The sequence below is a fragment of the Pseudomonas sp. 1 R 17 genome (assembly GCF_900067035.1).
GTDB lineage: Bacteria > Pseudomonadota > Gammaproteobacteria > Pseudomonadales > Pseudomonadaceae > Aquipseudomonas > Aquipseudomonas marginalis.
Genome location: NZ_FKLB01000019.1, coordinates 224,629 through 238,921 on the forward strand (window position 1 = coordinate 224,629; position 14,293 = coordinate 238,921).

Sequence of the window (14,293 nt, forward strand, 5' to 3'; positions counted from 1 at the left end):
GCTCGCTCCTACAGGGGGATTTCCTTTGAAACATCGACTTGCGTTCACTTTGTTCTTTATCAGCGCCAGTGCATTGGCTGCGCCACCTACGCTTGAGCCTTTACTCAACAGCATCGCCGAACGCCTGGAAATCGCCGACCAGGTGGCGCTGAGCAAATGGGACAGCAAAAAACCGGTGGAAGATAAGAAGCGCGAACAAGAAGTGATCGCCAGCGTTGTCGCCCAGGCGCCGAGCTACAAACTGGCACCCGCCGCCGCCGAGCAATTCTTCTCGGCCCAGATCGAGGCAAACAAGCTGGTGCAGTACACCCACCTGTCCGATTGGCAGTTCCAGGGCAAGGCACCCGACGATCCGCGCCCGGACCTGGTGAAGCAGATTCGCCCGCAGCTGGATCAATTGCAAACACGCCTGCTGCAACAACTGGCGGACTTCACCCCCCAACGTACCGACCCGCAGTGCCCTCACTGGCTGGCCGAAGCGGTGCATGAGCCGCTGAACGACCCGCTGCGGCAACTGGCGATGATCCGCGCCACGGCCGAGCTGTGTATTCGCACAGGCCAATAACGGATGACACCCACATTATTTTAGGCACCTTCCGGCATCCCTCCCCGAACAGCGATCGTAGCCTGACCGGCCACTCAGCGAACGGGATGAAACCAACCATGGAAGCCCTCAAATGCTTGATCGCAACAGCGGCCTGCTTGTCTGCCCTAGGCTGCAGCAGCCAGCCGAAAGTCGTCGTGCAAATCGAAAAGGAAATCCTGCTGCAGAGCAGCGCTTCATGGGACGGAACACCTTACAAGGCTTATCCCTCCGGCCCGCCGGAACTCACGCTGTTGCGGCTCAAGATCCCCGCGAATACGCAGTTACCCTGGCACAGCCACCCCATGCCGAACGCAGCGTATATCCTCTCGGGCGAGTTGATCGTTGAAGCCCGTAAAGGTGGGCAAGCCCTTACCCTGACACAGGGGCAAACCCTGGCCGAGATGGTAGGCACAGTCCATCGCGGCAGAACCGGCAGCACACCGGTGGAACTGCTGGTCTTTTACGCCGGCAGCGCGGGCATGCCACTCTCCCAGCCACACTGATAAAGCCCCACCACTGAGATCGCTCTCGCACAGCCGTCGAGAGCACTCTCTCATCACTTCCTGAACAAACCTCACGAAACCGCACTATATTGGTGCGACGACCTGCACCCTTCCCACTGACTCACCCCATTTTGGTTCGAAACTTCCCGGCCAAGCTGGCAGAACGCCACAGTTTCGCGCCTTAAACCCCTATTTCAGGGGATTAACGCTTCTTTTCGGAGCCTTGGTTTGGTTTTTGCATTTTCCTTGTATCAGCGCGGGCCTCAAGCCCGCGCCTTGCTCCAAAAGAGGTCCCGATGACCATCAGCGATGCACTGCACCGTTTGTTACTCGACAATCTGACTACCGCGACCATCCTGCTCAATGACGACCTGCGCCTTGAGTACATGAACCCGGCGGCGGAGATGCTCCTGGCCATCAGCGGCCAGCGCAGCCATGGGCAGTTCATCAGCGAATTGTTCACCGAGTCGGCCGAAGCCTTGAGTTCATTGCGCCAGGCGGTGGAGCAGGCACATCCGTTCACCAAGCGTGAAGCGATGCTCACGGCACTGACCGGCCAGACGCTGACCGTCGACTACGCCGTCACCCCGATCCTGAGCAACGGCGCGACCCTGCTGCTGCTCGAAGTGCACCCCCGCGACCGCCTGTTGCGCATCACCAAGGAAGAAGCCCAGCTGTCCAAGCAGGAGACCAGCAAGATGCTGGTGCGCGGCCTGGCCCATGAGATCAAGAACCCGCTGGGCGGCATTCGCGGCGCGGCGCAGTTGCTGGCCCGCGAGCTGCCGGACGAGCACCTCAAGGACTACACCAACGTCATCATCGAAGAGGCTGACCGCCTGCGTAACCTGGTGGACCGCATGCTCGGCTCCAACAAGCTGCCGTCGCTGGCGATGACCAACGTGCACGAAGTACTTGAGCGCGTCTGTCAGTTGGTAGAAGCCGAAAGCCAGGGCTGCATCACCTTGGTGCGCGACTACGACCCGAGCATTCCCGACGTGTTGATCGACCGCGAGCAGATGATCCAGGCGGTGCTCAACATCGTGCGCAACGCCATGCAGGCCATCAGCAGCCAGAACGAGCTGCGCCTTGGCCGCATCAGCCTGCGCACCCGTGCCCTGCGCCAGTTCACCATCGGCCACGTGCGCCATCGCCTGGTGACCAAGGTCGAGATCATCGACAACGGCCCAGGCATTCCTGCGGAACTTCAGGAAACCATCTTCTTTCCCATGGTCAGCGGCCGCCCGGACGGTACCGGGCTGGGCCTGGCCATTACCCAGAACATCATCAGCCAGCACCAGGGTCTGATCGAATGTGAAAGCCATCCCGGCCACACCACGTTCTCGATCTTTCTGCCTCTGGAACAAGGAGCCCCATCGACATGAGCCGTAGTGAAACTGTGTGGATCGTCGATGACGACCGTTCTATCCGCTGGGTCCTCGAGAAAGCCTTGCAACAGGAAGGCATGACCACCCAGAGCTTCGACAGCGCCGACGGGGTGATGAGCCGCCTGGCGCGCCAGCAGCCCGACGTGATCATCTCCGACATCCGCATGCCCGGCGCCAGTGGCCTGGACCTGCTGGCGCGGATTCGCGAGCAGCACCCGCGCCTGCCGGTGATCATCATGACTGCGCACTCCGACCTGGACAGCGCTGTCGCGTCCTATCAGGGCGGCGCCTTCGAGTACCTGCCCAAGCCATTTGATGTGGACGAGGCCGTGGCGCTGGTCAAGCGCGCCAACCAGCACGCCCAGGAACAGCAGAACCAGGAAGCCCCGCCGACCCTGACCCGCACCCCGGAAATCATCGGTGAAGCGCCGGCGATGCAGGAAGTGTTTCGCGCCATCGGGCGCTTGAGCCATTCCAACATCACCGTGCTGATCAACGGCGAGTCGGGTACCGGTAAAGAGTTGGTGGCCCACGCCCTGCACCGCCACAGCCCGCGGGCGGCCTCGCCGTTTATCGCGCTGAACATGGCGGCGATCCCCAAGGATCTGATGGAGTCCGAGCTGTTCGGCCATGAGAAAGGCGCGTTCACCGGCGCAGCCAACCTGCGTCGCGGCCGCTTCGAACAGGCGGACGGCGGCACGCTGTTCCTCGATGAAATCGGCGACATGCCGGCCGACACCCAGACCCGCCTGCTGCGCGTACTGGCGGACGGCGAGTTCTACCGCGTGGGCGGGCACACACCGGTCAAGGTCGATGTGCGCATCATCGCCGCGACTCACCAGAACCTGGAAACCCTGGTGCACGCCGGCAAGTTCCGTGAAGACTTGTTCCACCGTCTCAACGTGATCCGCATCCACATCCCACGGATGTCGGACCGTCGCGAAGATATCCCGACCCTCGCCCGCCACTTCCTCAGCCGCGCCGCCCAGGAGCTGGCCGTCGAGCCGAAGCTGCTGAAAAGCGAGACCGAGGAATACCTGAAGAACCTGCCATGGCCCGGCAACGTGCGCCAGCTGGAGAACACCTGCCGCTGGATCACCGTGATGGCGTCCGGCCGCGAAGTGCATATCGGCGACCTGCCGCCGGAGCTGTTGAGCCTGCCGCAGGATTCGGCACCGGTGACCAACTGGGAACAGGCGCTGCGCCAATGGGCCGACCAGGCCCTGGCACGCGGCCAGTCGAACCTGCTGGACAGCGCCGTACCGGCCTTCGAGCGGATCATGATCGAAACCGCCCTCAAGCACACCGCCGGCCGCCGTCGCGATGCCGCCGTGTTGCTGGGTTGGGGTCGCAATACCCTGACGCGCAAGATCAAGGAGCTGGGCATGAAGGTCGATGGTGGTGATGACGATGAGGGCGACGACGCCTGATCTCCAATCTACCGAGGTCTAATGTGGGAGGGGGCTTGCTCCCGATAGCGGTGGATCAGTCAGATAGATATCGACTGACACTCCGCCATCGGGAGCAAGCCCCCCTCTCACATTTGGACCTCCACACGGACTCAGAACCGTGCACCGCTTCAATGCACCCTGTTCTAGCATCGCGCACACGTTCCAAGCCCGAGGCAAGCCTCTTGTTAAAAAAATGCTGAACCCCGAAAACACCAAAGCCCCGTATTCCGGGGCTTTTCGCTTTCTGGAGAAATTTTTTGGCACAACTCAGCCACTCTGGCACGCGCCCTGCAATAACCCCAGTACAACCCAGTTTCGGGGACCTTGGTACAGGCAGGCCGAGAATCCCCTCTTTACACCCGGGGTGCTTGATGCGAACCGCGTCGCGCTCCACACCGCTTTCGGGAACCTCGGTACAGGCAGGCCGGGGATTCCCTCTTTAACACCGAAGCCTCTGGCTTCACCCCGTTTTGGGAGCCCTGGTACAGGCAGGCCGGGAACTCCCTCTTTTATTGCTCTTGGAGATGGATCTCCAGCCGCCAGCGGTCATCGACCTCCTCGCCCTTCCACTCCCCGCGCAACGGCCGAGCCGCCACCAGGTTCAGCAGCAAGCCCGCATCGGTCTTGCGCACGCGCCAGTTCACATCCTTGTCGTTGACCTTGAGCTGCCCGCTGGCGGCTTTGCCTTGTGCATCGAACAACAGCGCCAGGGTGCCGTCGATGTGCTCGCCGTGCAGCTTGGGTTCGCTGTTGAACCACACCACCACACCGTCCGCCGCCGTCTGTATCTGCTGCAACTCGACCGGGTCAGGGGTGGTCAGGCGGCCGATCATCAGGCCCACCATCAGGCCGACAATCGCCAATGAGCCCATGACCCTCGGCATTAGCTTCGGTCTTGGGTCTTCTTCAGGGGTAGAATGCAGCGCATCTTTGCCTTCGGAGCCGTGCATGTTTCACGTCATCCTTTTTCAACCAGAAATTCCGCCGAATACCGGCAACGTTATCAGGCTGTGCGCCAACAGTGGCTGCCACCTGCATTTGATCGAGCCCCTGGGCTTCGACATGGACGACAAGCGCCTGCGCCGTGCCGGCCTGGACTACCACGAGTATGCCACCCTGCAGCGCCATGCCGACCTGGCCAACTGCCTGGAAAGCCTGGGCCACCCACGGCTGTTCGCGTTCACCACCAAGGGTTCGCGACCGTTCCATGATGCCAGCTTCGCCGAAGGCGACGCCTTCCTGTTCGGCCCGGAAAGCCGTGGCCTGCCGGCCGACGTACTCGACGCCCTGCCGGACGGGCATCGCCTGCGCCTGCCGATGCGCGAAGGCTGCCGCAGCCTGAACCTGTCGAACACCGTCGCCGTTGCCGTCTACGAAGGCTGGCGCCAACTCGGCTTCAAGTAACACACATAACAAATGTGGGAGGGGGCTTGCCCCCGATGGCGGAGTGTCAGTCGACATCTACGTGACTGATCCACCGCTATCGGGAGCAAGCCCCCTCCCACATTGGGTTCTGCGTCGGGTTCGAGATTACTGAACCGTCGGTGCGCCTTCCTGTTGCATGCGCTGCAGCTCTTGAGCGTACAGGGCATCGAAGTTCACCGGAGCCAGCATCAACGCAGGGAACGAACCACGGGTGACCAGGCTGTCCAGGGTCTCGCGGGCATACGGGAACAGGATGTTCGGGCAGAACGCACCCAGGGTGTGGCTCATGGACGCTTCGTCCAGGCCCTGGATCAGGAAGATACCGGCCTGTTGCACTTCAGCGATGAAGGCCACTTCTTCGCCATTCTTGACGGTGACCGACAAGGTCAGCACGACTTCGTGGAAATCGCCTTCCAGTGCCTTTTGACGGGTGTTCAGGTCCAGGGCAACGCTTGGGGTCCATTCCTGGCGGAAGATAGCCGGGCTTTTCGGCGCTTCGAACGACAAGTCACGCACATAGATACGCTGCAGCGAAAATTGTGGGCCTTGGGCTTCTGCTGCTTCGGTGTTCTGTTGGTCAGTCATCGCAGATCCTTCTTGATCTTGGGGTCTTTTAGGGGTTAGGAGTCAGACGAGCAGCAGCGCATCGAGTTTACCGGCGCGCTCCAGGGCAAACAGGTCGTCGCAACCACCGATGTGTTTGGCGCCGATCCAGATCTGCGGCACTGACGTGCGCCCCGCCTTCTGGGCCATTTCGGCACGCACCTGGGGTTTGCCATCGACCTTGATCTCTTCGAAGGCAACGCCCTTTTTCTCCAGCAGGGCCTTGGCCCGCATGCAGTAAGGGCACCAATCGCTGGAATATACGACGACCTGGCTCATATCACTTCACCAGCGGCAGGTTATCGGCGCGCCAGCTGCTGATGCCACCGGACAGCTTGGCGGCGGTGAAACCGGTCTTGAGCATCTCGCGGGCGTGGGTACCGGCGTGCTGGCCCTGGGCGTCGACCAGGATGATGGTCTTGGCCTTGTGCTTTTCCAGCTCGGCCAGGCGCGCGATCAGCTTGTCCTGAGGAATGTTCAGGGCACCGACGATGTGGCCGGCGGCGAAATCCTTGACTGGGCGGATATCCACCACAATGGCCTCATCCTTGTTGACCAGCGCGGTCAGCTCCGACGTGCTCAGGCTGCGGCCACCACGGCTCAATTCGTGAGCGATCAGCAGCGCCAGCAGGATGACGAAGGCACCCACGAGCAGATAGTGGGCAGTGGCAAATGCAATCAGGTGATCAACCATCAAGGAGGTTCCAGGGCGTTAAAATGGCGGTAAGTATACACAGCCGTCAGGGGGGGCCAACCCCCGTAAAGCGGTGACGTGGTCGGAACTTCGCTTTAAACTGCCACTCCCTTTTCAATTGCCTTCCTTTATTACCGCCGCGAGAGGATCTATGACTACCACGCCTAAACCTTTGGTCCTGATAATTCTCGATGGCTTCGGACACAGTGAAAGCCACCACGACAACGCGGTGTACGCGGCCAAGAAGCCCGTACTCGACCGCCTGACCGCGACGGTGCCCAACGGCCTGATCTCCGGCTCGGGCATGGACGTGGGCCTGCCGGACGGCCAGATGGGCAACTCGGAAGTCGGCCACATGAACCTCGGCGCCGGACGAGTGGTCTATCAAGACTTCACTCGCGTGACCAAATCGATCCGCGATGGCGAGTTCTTCGAGAACCCGACCCTCTGCGCAGCGGTAGATAAAGCAGTGGCCGCCGGCAAGGCCGTGCACTTCATGGGCCTGCTGTCCGACGGCGGCGTTCACAGTCACCAGGACCATCTGGTGGCGATGGCCGAGCTGGCCTTCAAGCGCGGCGCCGACAAGATCTACCTGCACGCCTTCCTCGATGGCCGCGACACCCCGCCAAAAAGCGCGCAATCCTCCATCGAGCTGCTGGACGCCACCTTCGCCGCCCTGGGCAAGGGCCGCATCGCCAGCCTGGTGGGCCGCTACTTCGCCATGGACCGCGACAACCGTTGGGACCGCGTGTCCCAGGCCTACAACCTGATCGTCGACGGCCAGGCCGAATTCCACGCCGCCACCGCCCAGGAAGGCCTGGAAGCTGCCTACGCCCGTGGCGAGAGCGATGAATTCGTCAAGGCCACCACCATCGGCGAGCCGGTCAAGGTCGAAGACGGCGACGCCGTGGTGTTCATGAACTTCCGCGCCGACCGTGCCCGCGAGCTGAGCCGTGTGTTTGTCGAAGACGGTTTCAAGGAATTCGAGCGGGCGCGCCAGCCAAAAGTCCAATACGTCGGCCTGACCCAATACGCCGCCAGCATCCCGGCCCCCGCTGCCTTTGCTGCCGGCAGCCTGGACAACGTGCTGGGCGACTACCTGGCGAAGAACGGCAAGACCCAGCTGCGTATCGCTGAAACCGAAAAATACGCCCACGTGACCTTCTTCTTCTCCGGCGGCCGTGAAGAACCGTTCCCAGGCGAAGAACGCATCCTGATCCCTTCGCCGAAAGTCGCCACCTACGACCTGCAGCCGGAAATGAGCGCGCCGGAAGTCACCGACAAGATCGTCGACGCCATTGACCACCAGCGTTACGACGTGATCGTGGTCAACTACGCCAACGGTGACATGGTCGGCCACAGCGGCAATCTGGAAGCTGCGACCAAGGCCGTGGAATGCCTGGACCTGTGCGTCGGCCGCATTGTCGAGGCTCTGGAAAAAGTCGGCGGCGAAGCGCTGATCACCGCCGACCACGGCAACTGCGAGCAGATGTCCGACGAAACCACCGGCCAGGCCCATACCGCCCACACCACCGAGCCGGTGCCGTTCATCTATGTAGGCAAGCGCGACTTCAAAGTGCGTGAAGGCGGCGTGCTGGCGGATGTGGCACCGACCATGCTGATGCTGATGGGGTTGGAGAAGCCCAAAGAGATGACCGGGACCTCAATTCTGGTCTGATCTCAACAAACATGTGGGAGGGGCTTGTCCCTTCCCACATGGGATCTGCGGTGTTTGGTAGATGTCTTTTTGCCATACCACCGCCGCTCGGCACCTATCTTGCCTTCCAGGCCGAATTGGGCGTTTTTTTTGCAGCGCTTGGCGGGCATACTAGGCCGTCCCTTTCCCTGGTGTCGCCCGCCTCTATGCTTCGCGCCTTGATTAGCCTCGCTCTTGTCTGCCTGCTCCAACCGGCGTTTGCCGACGAGCGCGCACAAACTCAACAACAGTTGGACGCTACGCGTCAGGACATTACCGAGCTGAAAAAACTGCTCGGCAAGCTCCAGGAAGAAAAATCCGGGGTGCAGAAAGATCTGCGCGGCACGGAAACCGAAATGGGCAAGCTGGAGAAGCAGGTCCAGGAGCTGCAAAAAGAACTAAAGAAGAGCGAGTCGGAACTGGAGCGACTCGACGCTGAGAAAAAAAAACTCCAGAGCGCACGCGTTGAACAGCAACGCTTGATCGCGATCCAGGCCCGCGCCGCCTACCAGAGCGGCCGCCAGGAATACCTCAAGTTGCTGCTCAACCAGCAGAACCCGGAGAAATTCGCGCGCACCCTGACCTACTACGACTACCTGAGCAAGGCCCGCCTGGAGCAACTGAAAAGCTTCAACGAGACCCTGCGCCAGTTGGCCAACGTCGAACAGGAAATCGCCAACCAGCAGTCGCAGCTGGAGGACCAGAAAGCCAGCCTCAACGCCCAGCGCGACGAGCTGGACAAGGTCCGCAAGGAGCGCCAGCTGGCCCTGGCCAAGCTCAATGACGACGTGAAGGCCCGCGACGCCAAGCTGCAGGCCCGCGAGCAGGACCAGGCCGACCTGGCCAAAGTGCTCAAGACCATCGAAGAAACCCTGGCACGCCAGGCACGCGAGGCCGAAGAGGCGCGACAGAAAGCGCTGATCGCCCAGCAGGAAGCGGAAAAAAAGCGCCAGCGTGAGGCCGAACTGGCAGCCACCACCGATGCCCCGGCGCCGCGCAAACCGGTACATGCCGCCCCTGGCCCGCTGGTTTCCAGTGCCGGCGAGTCGTTCGGCGGCCCTTTTGCTTCAGCCCGCGGCAAACTTCCATGGCCGGTTGATGGTCGACTGCTGGCACGCTTTGGGGAAACCCGGGGCGATGACACCCGTGCCAAGTGGGACGGGGTGATGATCAGCGCCTCTGCCGGCAGCCAGGTCCACGCCGTACATGGCGGGCGCGTGGTGTTTGCCGATTGGCTGCGGGGCGCCGGTTTGCTAGTGATTCTCGACCACGGTAATGGCTATTTAAGCCTTTATGGCCACAATCAGACGTTACTCAAGTCGGCAGGTGATGTTGTAAAAGCCGGTGAATCTATCTCCACTGTCGGTAACAGTGGTGGCCAGGACACCCCGGCGCTGTACTTCGCTATTCGTCAGCAGGGTCGCCCGAGCGATCCCGCACAATGGTGCCGGTCCCAAGGATAGGGTCGCATCTACATTAGGAGTTCGTTCGACATGCTGCATTTGTCCCGCCTCACTTCGCTGGCCCTGACGATCGCCCTGGTCATCGGCGCGCCTCTGGCTTTTGCCGACCAGGCCGCCCCGGCTGCACCCGCCGCCACGGCCGCGACCACCAAGGCGCCATTGCCGCTGGACGAGCTGCGCACCTTTGCCGAGGTCATGGACCGGATCAAGGCCGCCTATGTCGAACCTGTAGACGACAAGACCTTGCTGGAGAATGCCATCAAGGGCATGCTCAGCAACCTTGATCCGCACTCCGCCTACCTGGGTCCGGAAGATTTTGCCGAGCTGCAGGAAAGCACCAGCGGTGAGTTCGGCGGCCTGGGCATTGAAGTCGGCGCCGAAGACGGCAATATCAAGGTGGTCTCGCCCATCGATGACACCCCGGCGTCCAAGGCCGGCATCCAGGCCGGTGACTTTATCGTCAAGATCAACGGCCAGCCGACCCGCGGCCAGACCATGACCGAAGCCGTCGACAAGATGCGCGGCAAGATCGGCCAGAAAATCACCCTGACCCTGGTGCGCGACGGCGGCAACCCGTTTGACGTGACACTCACCCGTGCGACCATCGTGGTCAAGAGCGTGAAGAGCCAGCTGCTGGAGTCTGGCTACGGTTACATCCGCATCACCCAGTTCCAGGTCAAGACCGGCGACGAAGTGGCCAAGGCCCTGGCTAAGCTGCGCAAGGACAACGGCAAGAAACTCAGCGGCATCGTGCTCGACCTGCGCAACAACCCGGGCGGCGTGCTGCAGTCGGCGGTGGAAGTGGTCGACCACTTCATCACCAAGGGCCTGATCGTCTACACCAAGGGCCGTATCGCCAACTCCGAGCTGCGCTTCTCGGCCACCGGCAACGATCTCAGCGAGAACGTGCCATTGGCCGTGCTGATCAACGGCGGCAGCGCCTCGGCCTCGGAAATCGTCGCTGGCGCCCTGCAAGACCAGAAGCGCGGCGTGCTGATGGGCACCACCAGCTTCGGCAAAGGCTCGGTACAAACCGTGCTGCCGCTGAACAACGATCGCGCCCTGAAGATCACCACCGCGTTGTACTACACGCCGAACGGCCGCTCGATCCAGGCCCAAGGCATCGTGCCGGACATCGAAGTGCGCAAGGCCAAGATCACCAACGAAATCGACAGCGAGTACTACAAGGAAGCAGACCTGCAAGGTCACCTGGGCAATGGCAACGGCGGTGCCGACCAGCCAACCGGCAGCAGCAAGAAAGCCAAGCCGATGCCGCAGGACGATGACTACCAGCTGGCCCAGGCGCTGAGCCTGCTCAAGGGCCTGAGCATTACGCGCAGCCGTTGATATGCGTGTTGCCCTGATCATCGCTGTGCTGTGCAGCCTGGCAGGGGTCGCCCAAGCGGCCCCTGCCGGCGAATTCCACAAAGCCTACCTGACCCTCATCATCGACGACCTGGGGCAAAACCTGCCCCGGGATCGTCGCGTGCTGGCCCTGCCTGGGCCGGTGACCACGGCGATCATGCCCGACACGCCCCACGCCGCCGAATTCGCCCGCGAAGCGCACAAGGCCGGCAAGATCGTGATCCTGCACATGCCCATGGACCCCGCCACCGGCCCGTTCGCCTGGCACCCGGAACTCTCCATGGAAGAACTTGGCCAACGCCTGGACGCCGCCTTCAAGGCCGTGCCCTACACCGCCGGCATCAACAACCATATGGGCAGTCGCATGACCGCCCAGCCGGCCGCCATGGCCTGGCTGATGGCGGAACTGCAGCGGCGCAACAAATTCTTCGTCGACAGCCGCACCAGCGCACAGACCGTGGCCGCCGCCGAGGCGCAGAAGATCGGCCTGGCCCATGTCTCGCGGGATGTATTCCTCGATGATGAACGCACCGAAGCGGCGATTGCCACGCAGCTGCAAACCGCGATCAAGCTGGCGCATAAACAGGGTTCGGCGGTGATGATCGGCCACCCCTATCCGCAGACGCTGGCGGTGCTCGAGCGCGAATTGCCCAAGCTCCAGGCCCAGGGCATCGAGTGGATTGATATCAAGCTGATGATCAGTGTGCGCAGCAATCAAGCCATGCCGGGGCACGGCAAGAACGGCGTCTACCGCTACAAATAGTCCGCCATGATCTGTTCCACCCGCCCTTCAGAGCGCAACTGATCCAACGCTGCCTGCAGCCTGGCCACCGTCTCATCCGGTACATCCTTGTTCAGTGCCAGGTACAACTGGGCGCTGTTGAACCGCAGCACAGTCTTGAGCCCGGTCACACCGACCTGGCGCGCCAGGTAACGCCCGGCCGGGTCGCCGGTGGCCCACAGGTCGATCTGGCCATCCACGAGCTTTTGCGCGTTGTCCTGGTCACGCAACACCACCACCGGGTTAAGGCCCTGCTTCTCCAGGGTCTCGGCGATGGCATCGCCTTTATAGGCGCCGATCCTGTAGCGGCGCGCATGCTCCAGGTCGTCGAGCTGGATCTTGCTGTCGGCCTTGGCCAGCAGCACCCAGTCGTCCGGGCCGATGGGGCCGACCCACTTGAACAGCGCTTCACGATCCGGCAGGCGCGCCATCACAAACACGCCATAGCCGGGTTTCTCCAGGGCGAGCTTATAGATTCGCTCCCAGGGAAAACGCAGGGTGAGATTGTAGGAAATGCCGGCACGCTTGAAGGTTTCGCGCACGATGTCCACGGCGATGCCTTCGATGTTCTCGTCCCTGGCGAAGTTCTTGCCGTTCTTAGCCATGTTGTAGGGCGGGAAATTTTCCGTCAGCAACACCAGAGAGGCGTCGGACGGTTCTTCGGCGTGGGCCGCACTCACCATGAAGATGGAGGTGCTGGCGAGGGCAAGCAGCAGGGTCTTGAACATGAAGGCTACCGGAATCCATGGCAAGCGCAGAGAGTGCCGCGCACCTGCCATGGTGTCCAGCAACGTTTAGCGAACGACGATACCGCGCGCCGCCATGTAGGCCTTGGCCTCGGGAACGGTGTATTCACCAAAGTGAAAAATACTCGCCGCCAGCACCGCGCTGGCATGGCCTTCGATCACGCCGTCGGCCAGGTGTTGCAGGTTACCGACGCCGCCGGAAGCGATCACCGGAATACCCAGCGCATCGCTGATGGCGCGGGTCACGCCCAGGTCGAAGCCGTTCTTCATGCCGTCCTGGTCCATGCTGGTCAGCAGGATTTCCCCGGCGCCCAGGCCTTCCATCTTCATCGCCCACTCCACCGCGTCCAGGCCGGTCGGCTTGCGACCGCCATGGGTGAAGATCTCCCAGCGCGGGGTTTCGCCCGGGCCGGAGACTTTCTTGGCGTCGATGGCGACCACGATGCATTGCGAGCCGAAGTGCTGCGCGGCTTCGCCGACGAACTCCGGGTTGAACACCGCAGCAGTGTTGATCGAGACCTTGTCCGCACCGGCATTGAGCAGGTTGCGGATGTCCTGCACGGTGCGCACGCCACCGCCCACGGTCAGCGGGATAAACACCTGGCTGGCCATGCGCTCGACGGTATGCAACGTGGTGTCGCGGCCGTCGACGCTGGCGGTGATGTCGAGAAAGGTAATTTCGTCGGCACCTTGCTCATCGTAGCGACGGGCGATTTCCACCGGGTCGCCGGCGTCACGGATGTTCTCGAACTTGACGCCCTTGACCACGCGACCGTTGTCGACGTCCAGGCAAGGGATGATGCGTTTGGCCAGCGCCATGGTCAGTCCTCAGCCGTTGTAGGCATCGCAGTAAGCCTGGGCTTCAGCGACGTCCAGGGTACCTTCGTAGATTGCGCGGCCGGTGATGGCGCCGATGATGCCGGGGGCCTTGGCGTCCAGCAGTGACTTGATGTCGCCCAGGTTGTGAATGCCGCCGGAAGCGATCACCGGAATCTTCGTCGCCGCCGCCAGCGCAGCGGTGAACGGCACGTTGCAGCCCTGCATCATGCCGTCTTTGGCGATGTCGGTATAAACGATGGCGGACACGCCGTCGGCTTCGAACTGCCTGGCCAGGTCGATGACTTGCACGGTGCTGATTTCAGCCCAGCCGTCGGTGGCGACGAAACCGTCCTTGGCGTCCAGGCCCACGATCACCTTGCCCGGGAACGCGCGGCAGGCTTCGGCGACGAAGGCCGGGTCTTTCACGGCCTTGGTGCCGATGATCACGTAGCTCACGCCGGCCTTGACGTAATGCTCGATGGTTTCCAGGGAGCGGATACCGCCGCCGATCTGGATCGGCAGGTTCGGGTAGCGCCTGGCGATCGCGGTGACCACCTCGCCGTTGACCGGCTGGCCTTCGAAGGCGCCGTTCAAGTCCACCAGATGCAGACGCCGGCAGCCCCCTTCCACCCATTTGGCAGCCATGCTCACCGGGTCATCGGAGAACACGGTGGAATCTTCCATACGGCCTTGGCGCAGACGGACGCAGGCGCCGTCCTTGAGATCGATAGCGGGGATAATCAGCATCTGGCAAACCTTATTCGATATTCAGCAAT

The 14,293-nt window shown here is 62.0% G+C and carries 16 protein-coding genes; 9 read left to right on the top strand and 7 right to left on the bottom strand.

Features of this window, described 5'->3' with window-relative positions; genetic code table 11:
• Positions 1-25: 25 nt before the first annotated feature.
• The 4 genes from BFP99_RS04095 (at position 26) to ntrC (ending at position 3,904) form a co-directional block, all read left to right on the top strand.
• Positions 26-565, top strand: coding sequence for a chorismate mutase (locus BFP99_RS04095; RefSeq protein ID WP_065925748.1), 540 nt, complete (start codon positions 26-28; stop codon positions 563-565).
• Positions 566-663: 98 nt separating this feature from the next.
• Positions 664-1,089 (top strand): cupin domain-containing protein, encoded by a 426-nt coding sequence (locus BFP99_RS04100; protein ID WP_065925749.1) that lies wholly within the window; start codon positions 664-666, stop codon positions 1,087-1,089.
• A gap of 296 nt (positions 1,090-1,385) precedes the next feature.
• The gene (gene glnL, locus BFP99_RS04105; RefSeq protein ID WP_024072896.1) at positions 1,386-2,471 is read left to right on the top strand and encodes a nitrogen regulation protein NR(II); all 1,086 of its coding nucleotides are present in this window, start codon (positions 1,386-1,388) and stop codon (positions 2,469-2,471) included.
• The gene (gene ntrC, locus BFP99_RS04110; RefSeq protein ID WP_027605069.1) at positions 2,468-3,904 is read left to right on the top strand and encodes a nitrogen regulation protein NR(I); all 1,437 of its coding nucleotides are present in this window, start codon (positions 2,468-2,470) and stop codon (positions 3,902-3,904) included. Before glnL ends, ntrC begins: the two co-directional genes overlap by 4 nt.
• Positions 3,905-4,434: 530 nt before the next feature.
• On the opposite strand, the gene BFP99_RS04115 is transcribed toward ntrC, so the two are convergent.
• Positions 4,435-4,875, bottom strand: a complete 441-nt coding sequence (locus BFP99_RS04115) for a hypothetical protein (protein WP_065946678.1) — start codon at positions 4,873-4,875, stop codon at positions 4,435-4,437.
• Between BFP99_RS04115 and BFP99_RS04120 the strand changes: the two genes are divergently transcribed.
• Entirely contained in the window at positions 4,874-5,329 is a 456-nt protein-coding gene (locus BFP99_RS04120; protein ID WP_065946679.1) for a tRNA (cytidine(34)-2'-O)-methyltransferase, read from the top strand. The genes BFP99_RS04115 and BFP99_RS04120 overlap by 2 nt on opposite strands.
• Positions 5,330-5,455: 126 nt before the next feature.
• On the opposite strand, the gene secB is transcribed toward BFP99_RS04120, so the two are convergent.
• The 3 genes from secB to BFP99_RS04135 are packed head-to-tail and all read right to left on the bottom strand — an operon-like array spanning position 5,456 to position 6,647.
• Positions 5,456-5,935 (bottom strand): protein-export chaperone SecB, encoded by a 480-nt coding sequence (secB, locus tag BFP99_RS04125; RefSeq protein WP_014716520.1) that lies wholly within the window; start codon positions 5,933-5,935, stop codon positions 5,456-5,458.
• Positions 5,936-5,977: 42 nt separating this feature from the next.
• Positions 5,978-6,232, bottom strand: coding sequence for a glutaredoxin 3 (gene grxC / locus BFP99_RS04130; RefSeq protein ID WP_010213876.1), 255 nt, complete (start codon positions 6,230-6,232; stop codon positions 5,978-5,980).
• A 1-nt stretch (position 6,233) separates the two neighbouring features.
• On the bottom strand, positions 6,234-6,647 hold the full coding sequence (locus BFP99_RS04135; RefSeq protein ID WP_065925750.1) for a rhodanese-like domain-containing protein: 414 nt from the start codon (positions 6,645-6,647) through the stop codon (positions 6,234-6,236).
• Between the two features lie 151 nt (positions 6,648-6,798).
• Between BFP99_RS04135 and gpmI the strand changes: the two genes are divergently transcribed.
• The 4 genes from gpmI to BFP99_RS04155 all read left to right on the top strand — a co-directional run bounded on the left by gpmI (position 6,799) and on the right by BFP99_RS04155 (position 11,934).
• Complete coding sequence (gpmI, locus tag BFP99_RS04140; RefSeq protein ID WP_065925751.1) at positions 6,799-8,325, top strand: 2,3-bisphosphoglycerate-independent phosphoglycerate mutase; 1,527 nt, start codon at positions 6,799-6,801, stop codon at positions 8,323-8,325.
• Positions 8,326-8,510: 185 nt separating this feature from the next.
• Positions 8,511-9,806: a murein hydrolase activator EnvC family protein gene (locus tag BFP99_RS04145; RefSeq protein WP_065925752.1), complete on the top strand. Its 1,296-nt coding sequence runs from the start codon at positions 8,511-8,513 to the stop codon at positions 9,804-9,806.
• A 30-nt stretch (positions 9,807-9,836) separates the two neighbouring features.
• Entirely contained in the window at positions 9,837-11,153 is a 1,317-nt protein-coding gene (locus BFP99_RS04150) for a S41 family peptidase (protein WP_027605074.1), read from the top strand.
• Between the two features lies 1 nt (position 11,154).
• Complete coding sequence (locus tag BFP99_RS04155) at positions 11,155-11,934, top strand: divergent polysaccharide deacetylase family protein (protein WP_065925753.1); 780 nt, start codon at positions 11,155-11,157, stop codon at positions 11,932-11,934.
• On the opposite strand, the gene BFP99_RS04160 is transcribed toward BFP99_RS04155, so the two are convergent.
• The 3 genes from BFP99_RS04160 to hisA form a co-directional block, all read right to left on the bottom strand.
• Positions 11,925-12,680 (bottom strand): substrate-binding periplasmic protein, encoded by a 756-nt coding sequence (locus BFP99_RS04160; protein WP_065925754.1) that lies wholly within the window; start codon positions 12,678-12,680, stop codon positions 11,925-11,927. The genes BFP99_RS04155 and BFP99_RS04160 overlap by 10 nt on opposite strands.
• Positions 12,681-12,746: 66 nt before the next feature.
• Entirely contained in the window at positions 12,747-13,517 is a 771-nt protein-coding gene (hisF, locus tag BFP99_RS04165) for an imidazole glycerol phosphate synthase subunit HisF (RefSeq protein WP_003171107.1), read from the bottom strand.
• A gap of 9 nt (positions 13,518-13,526) precedes the next feature.
• Complete coding sequence (gene hisA / locus BFP99_RS04170; protein ID WP_027605077.1) at positions 13,527-14,264, bottom strand: 1-(5-phosphoribosyl)-5-[(5-phosphoribosylamino)methylideneamino]imidazole-4-carboxamide isomerase; 738 nt, start codon at positions 14,262-14,264, stop codon at positions 13,527-13,529.
• Positions 14,265-14,293 lie beyond the last annotated feature (29 nt).

Bases quoted from the DNA above. Each gene is read 5' to 3' on its own strand.
- BFP99_RS04100 (WP_065925749.1), top strand. From the start codon at position 664: ATGGAAGCCCTCAAATGCTTGATCGCAACAGCGGCCTGCTTGTCTGCC.
- secB (WP_014716520.1), bottom strand. From the start codon at position 5,935: ATGACTGACCAACAGAACACCGAAGCAGCAGAAGCCCAAGGCCCACAA.
- glnL (WP_024072896.1), top strand. From the start codon at position 1,386: ATGACCATCAGCGATGCACTGCACCGTTTGTTACTCGACAATCTGACT.
- hisF (WP_003171107.1), bottom strand. From the start codon at position 13,517: ATGGCGCTGGCCAAACGCATCATCCCTTGCCTGGACGTCGACAACGGT.
- BFP99_RS04120 (WP_065946679.1), top strand. From the start codon at position 4,874: ATGTTTCACGTCATCCTTTTTCAACCAGAAATTCCGCCGAATACCGGC.
- hisA (WP_027605077.1), bottom strand. From the start codon at position 14,264: ATGCTGATTATCCCCGCTATCGATCTCAAGGACGGCGCCTGCGTCCGT.
- ntrC (WP_027605069.1), top strand. From the start codon at position 2,468: ATGAGCCGTAGTGAAACTGTGTGGATCGTCGATGACGACCGTTCTATC.
- gpmI (WP_065925751.1), top strand. From the start codon at position 6,799: ATGACTACCACGCCTAAACCTTTGGTCCTGATAATTCTCGATGGCTTC.
- BFP99_RS04160 (WP_065925754.1), bottom strand. From the start codon at position 12,680: ATGTTCAAGACCCTGCTGCTTGCCCTCGCCAGCACCTCCATCTTCATG.
- BFP99_RS04155 (WP_065925753.1), top strand. From the start codon at position 11,155: ATGCGTGTTGCCCTGATCATCGCTGTGCTGTGCAGCCTGGCAGGGGTC.
- BFP99_RS04145 (WP_065925752.1), top strand. From the start codon at position 8,511: ATGCTTCGCGCCTTGATTAGCCTCGCTCTTGTCTGCCTGCTCCAACCG.
- BFP99_RS04115 (WP_065946678.1), bottom strand. From the start codon at position 4,875: ATGCACGGCTCCGAAGGCAAAGATGCGCTGCATTCTACCCCTGAAGAA.
- BFP99_RS04150 (WP_027605074.1), top strand. From the start codon at position 9,837: ATGCTGCATTTGTCCCGCCTCACTTCGCTGGCCCTGACGATCGCCCTG.
- grxC (WP_010213876.1), bottom strand. From the start codon at position 6,232: ATGAGCCAGGTCGTCGTATATTCCAGCGATTGGTGCCCTTACTGCATG.
- BFP99_RS04135 (WP_065925750.1), bottom strand. From the start codon at position 6,647: ATGGTTGATCACCTGATTGCATTTGCCACTGCCCACTATCTGCTCGTG.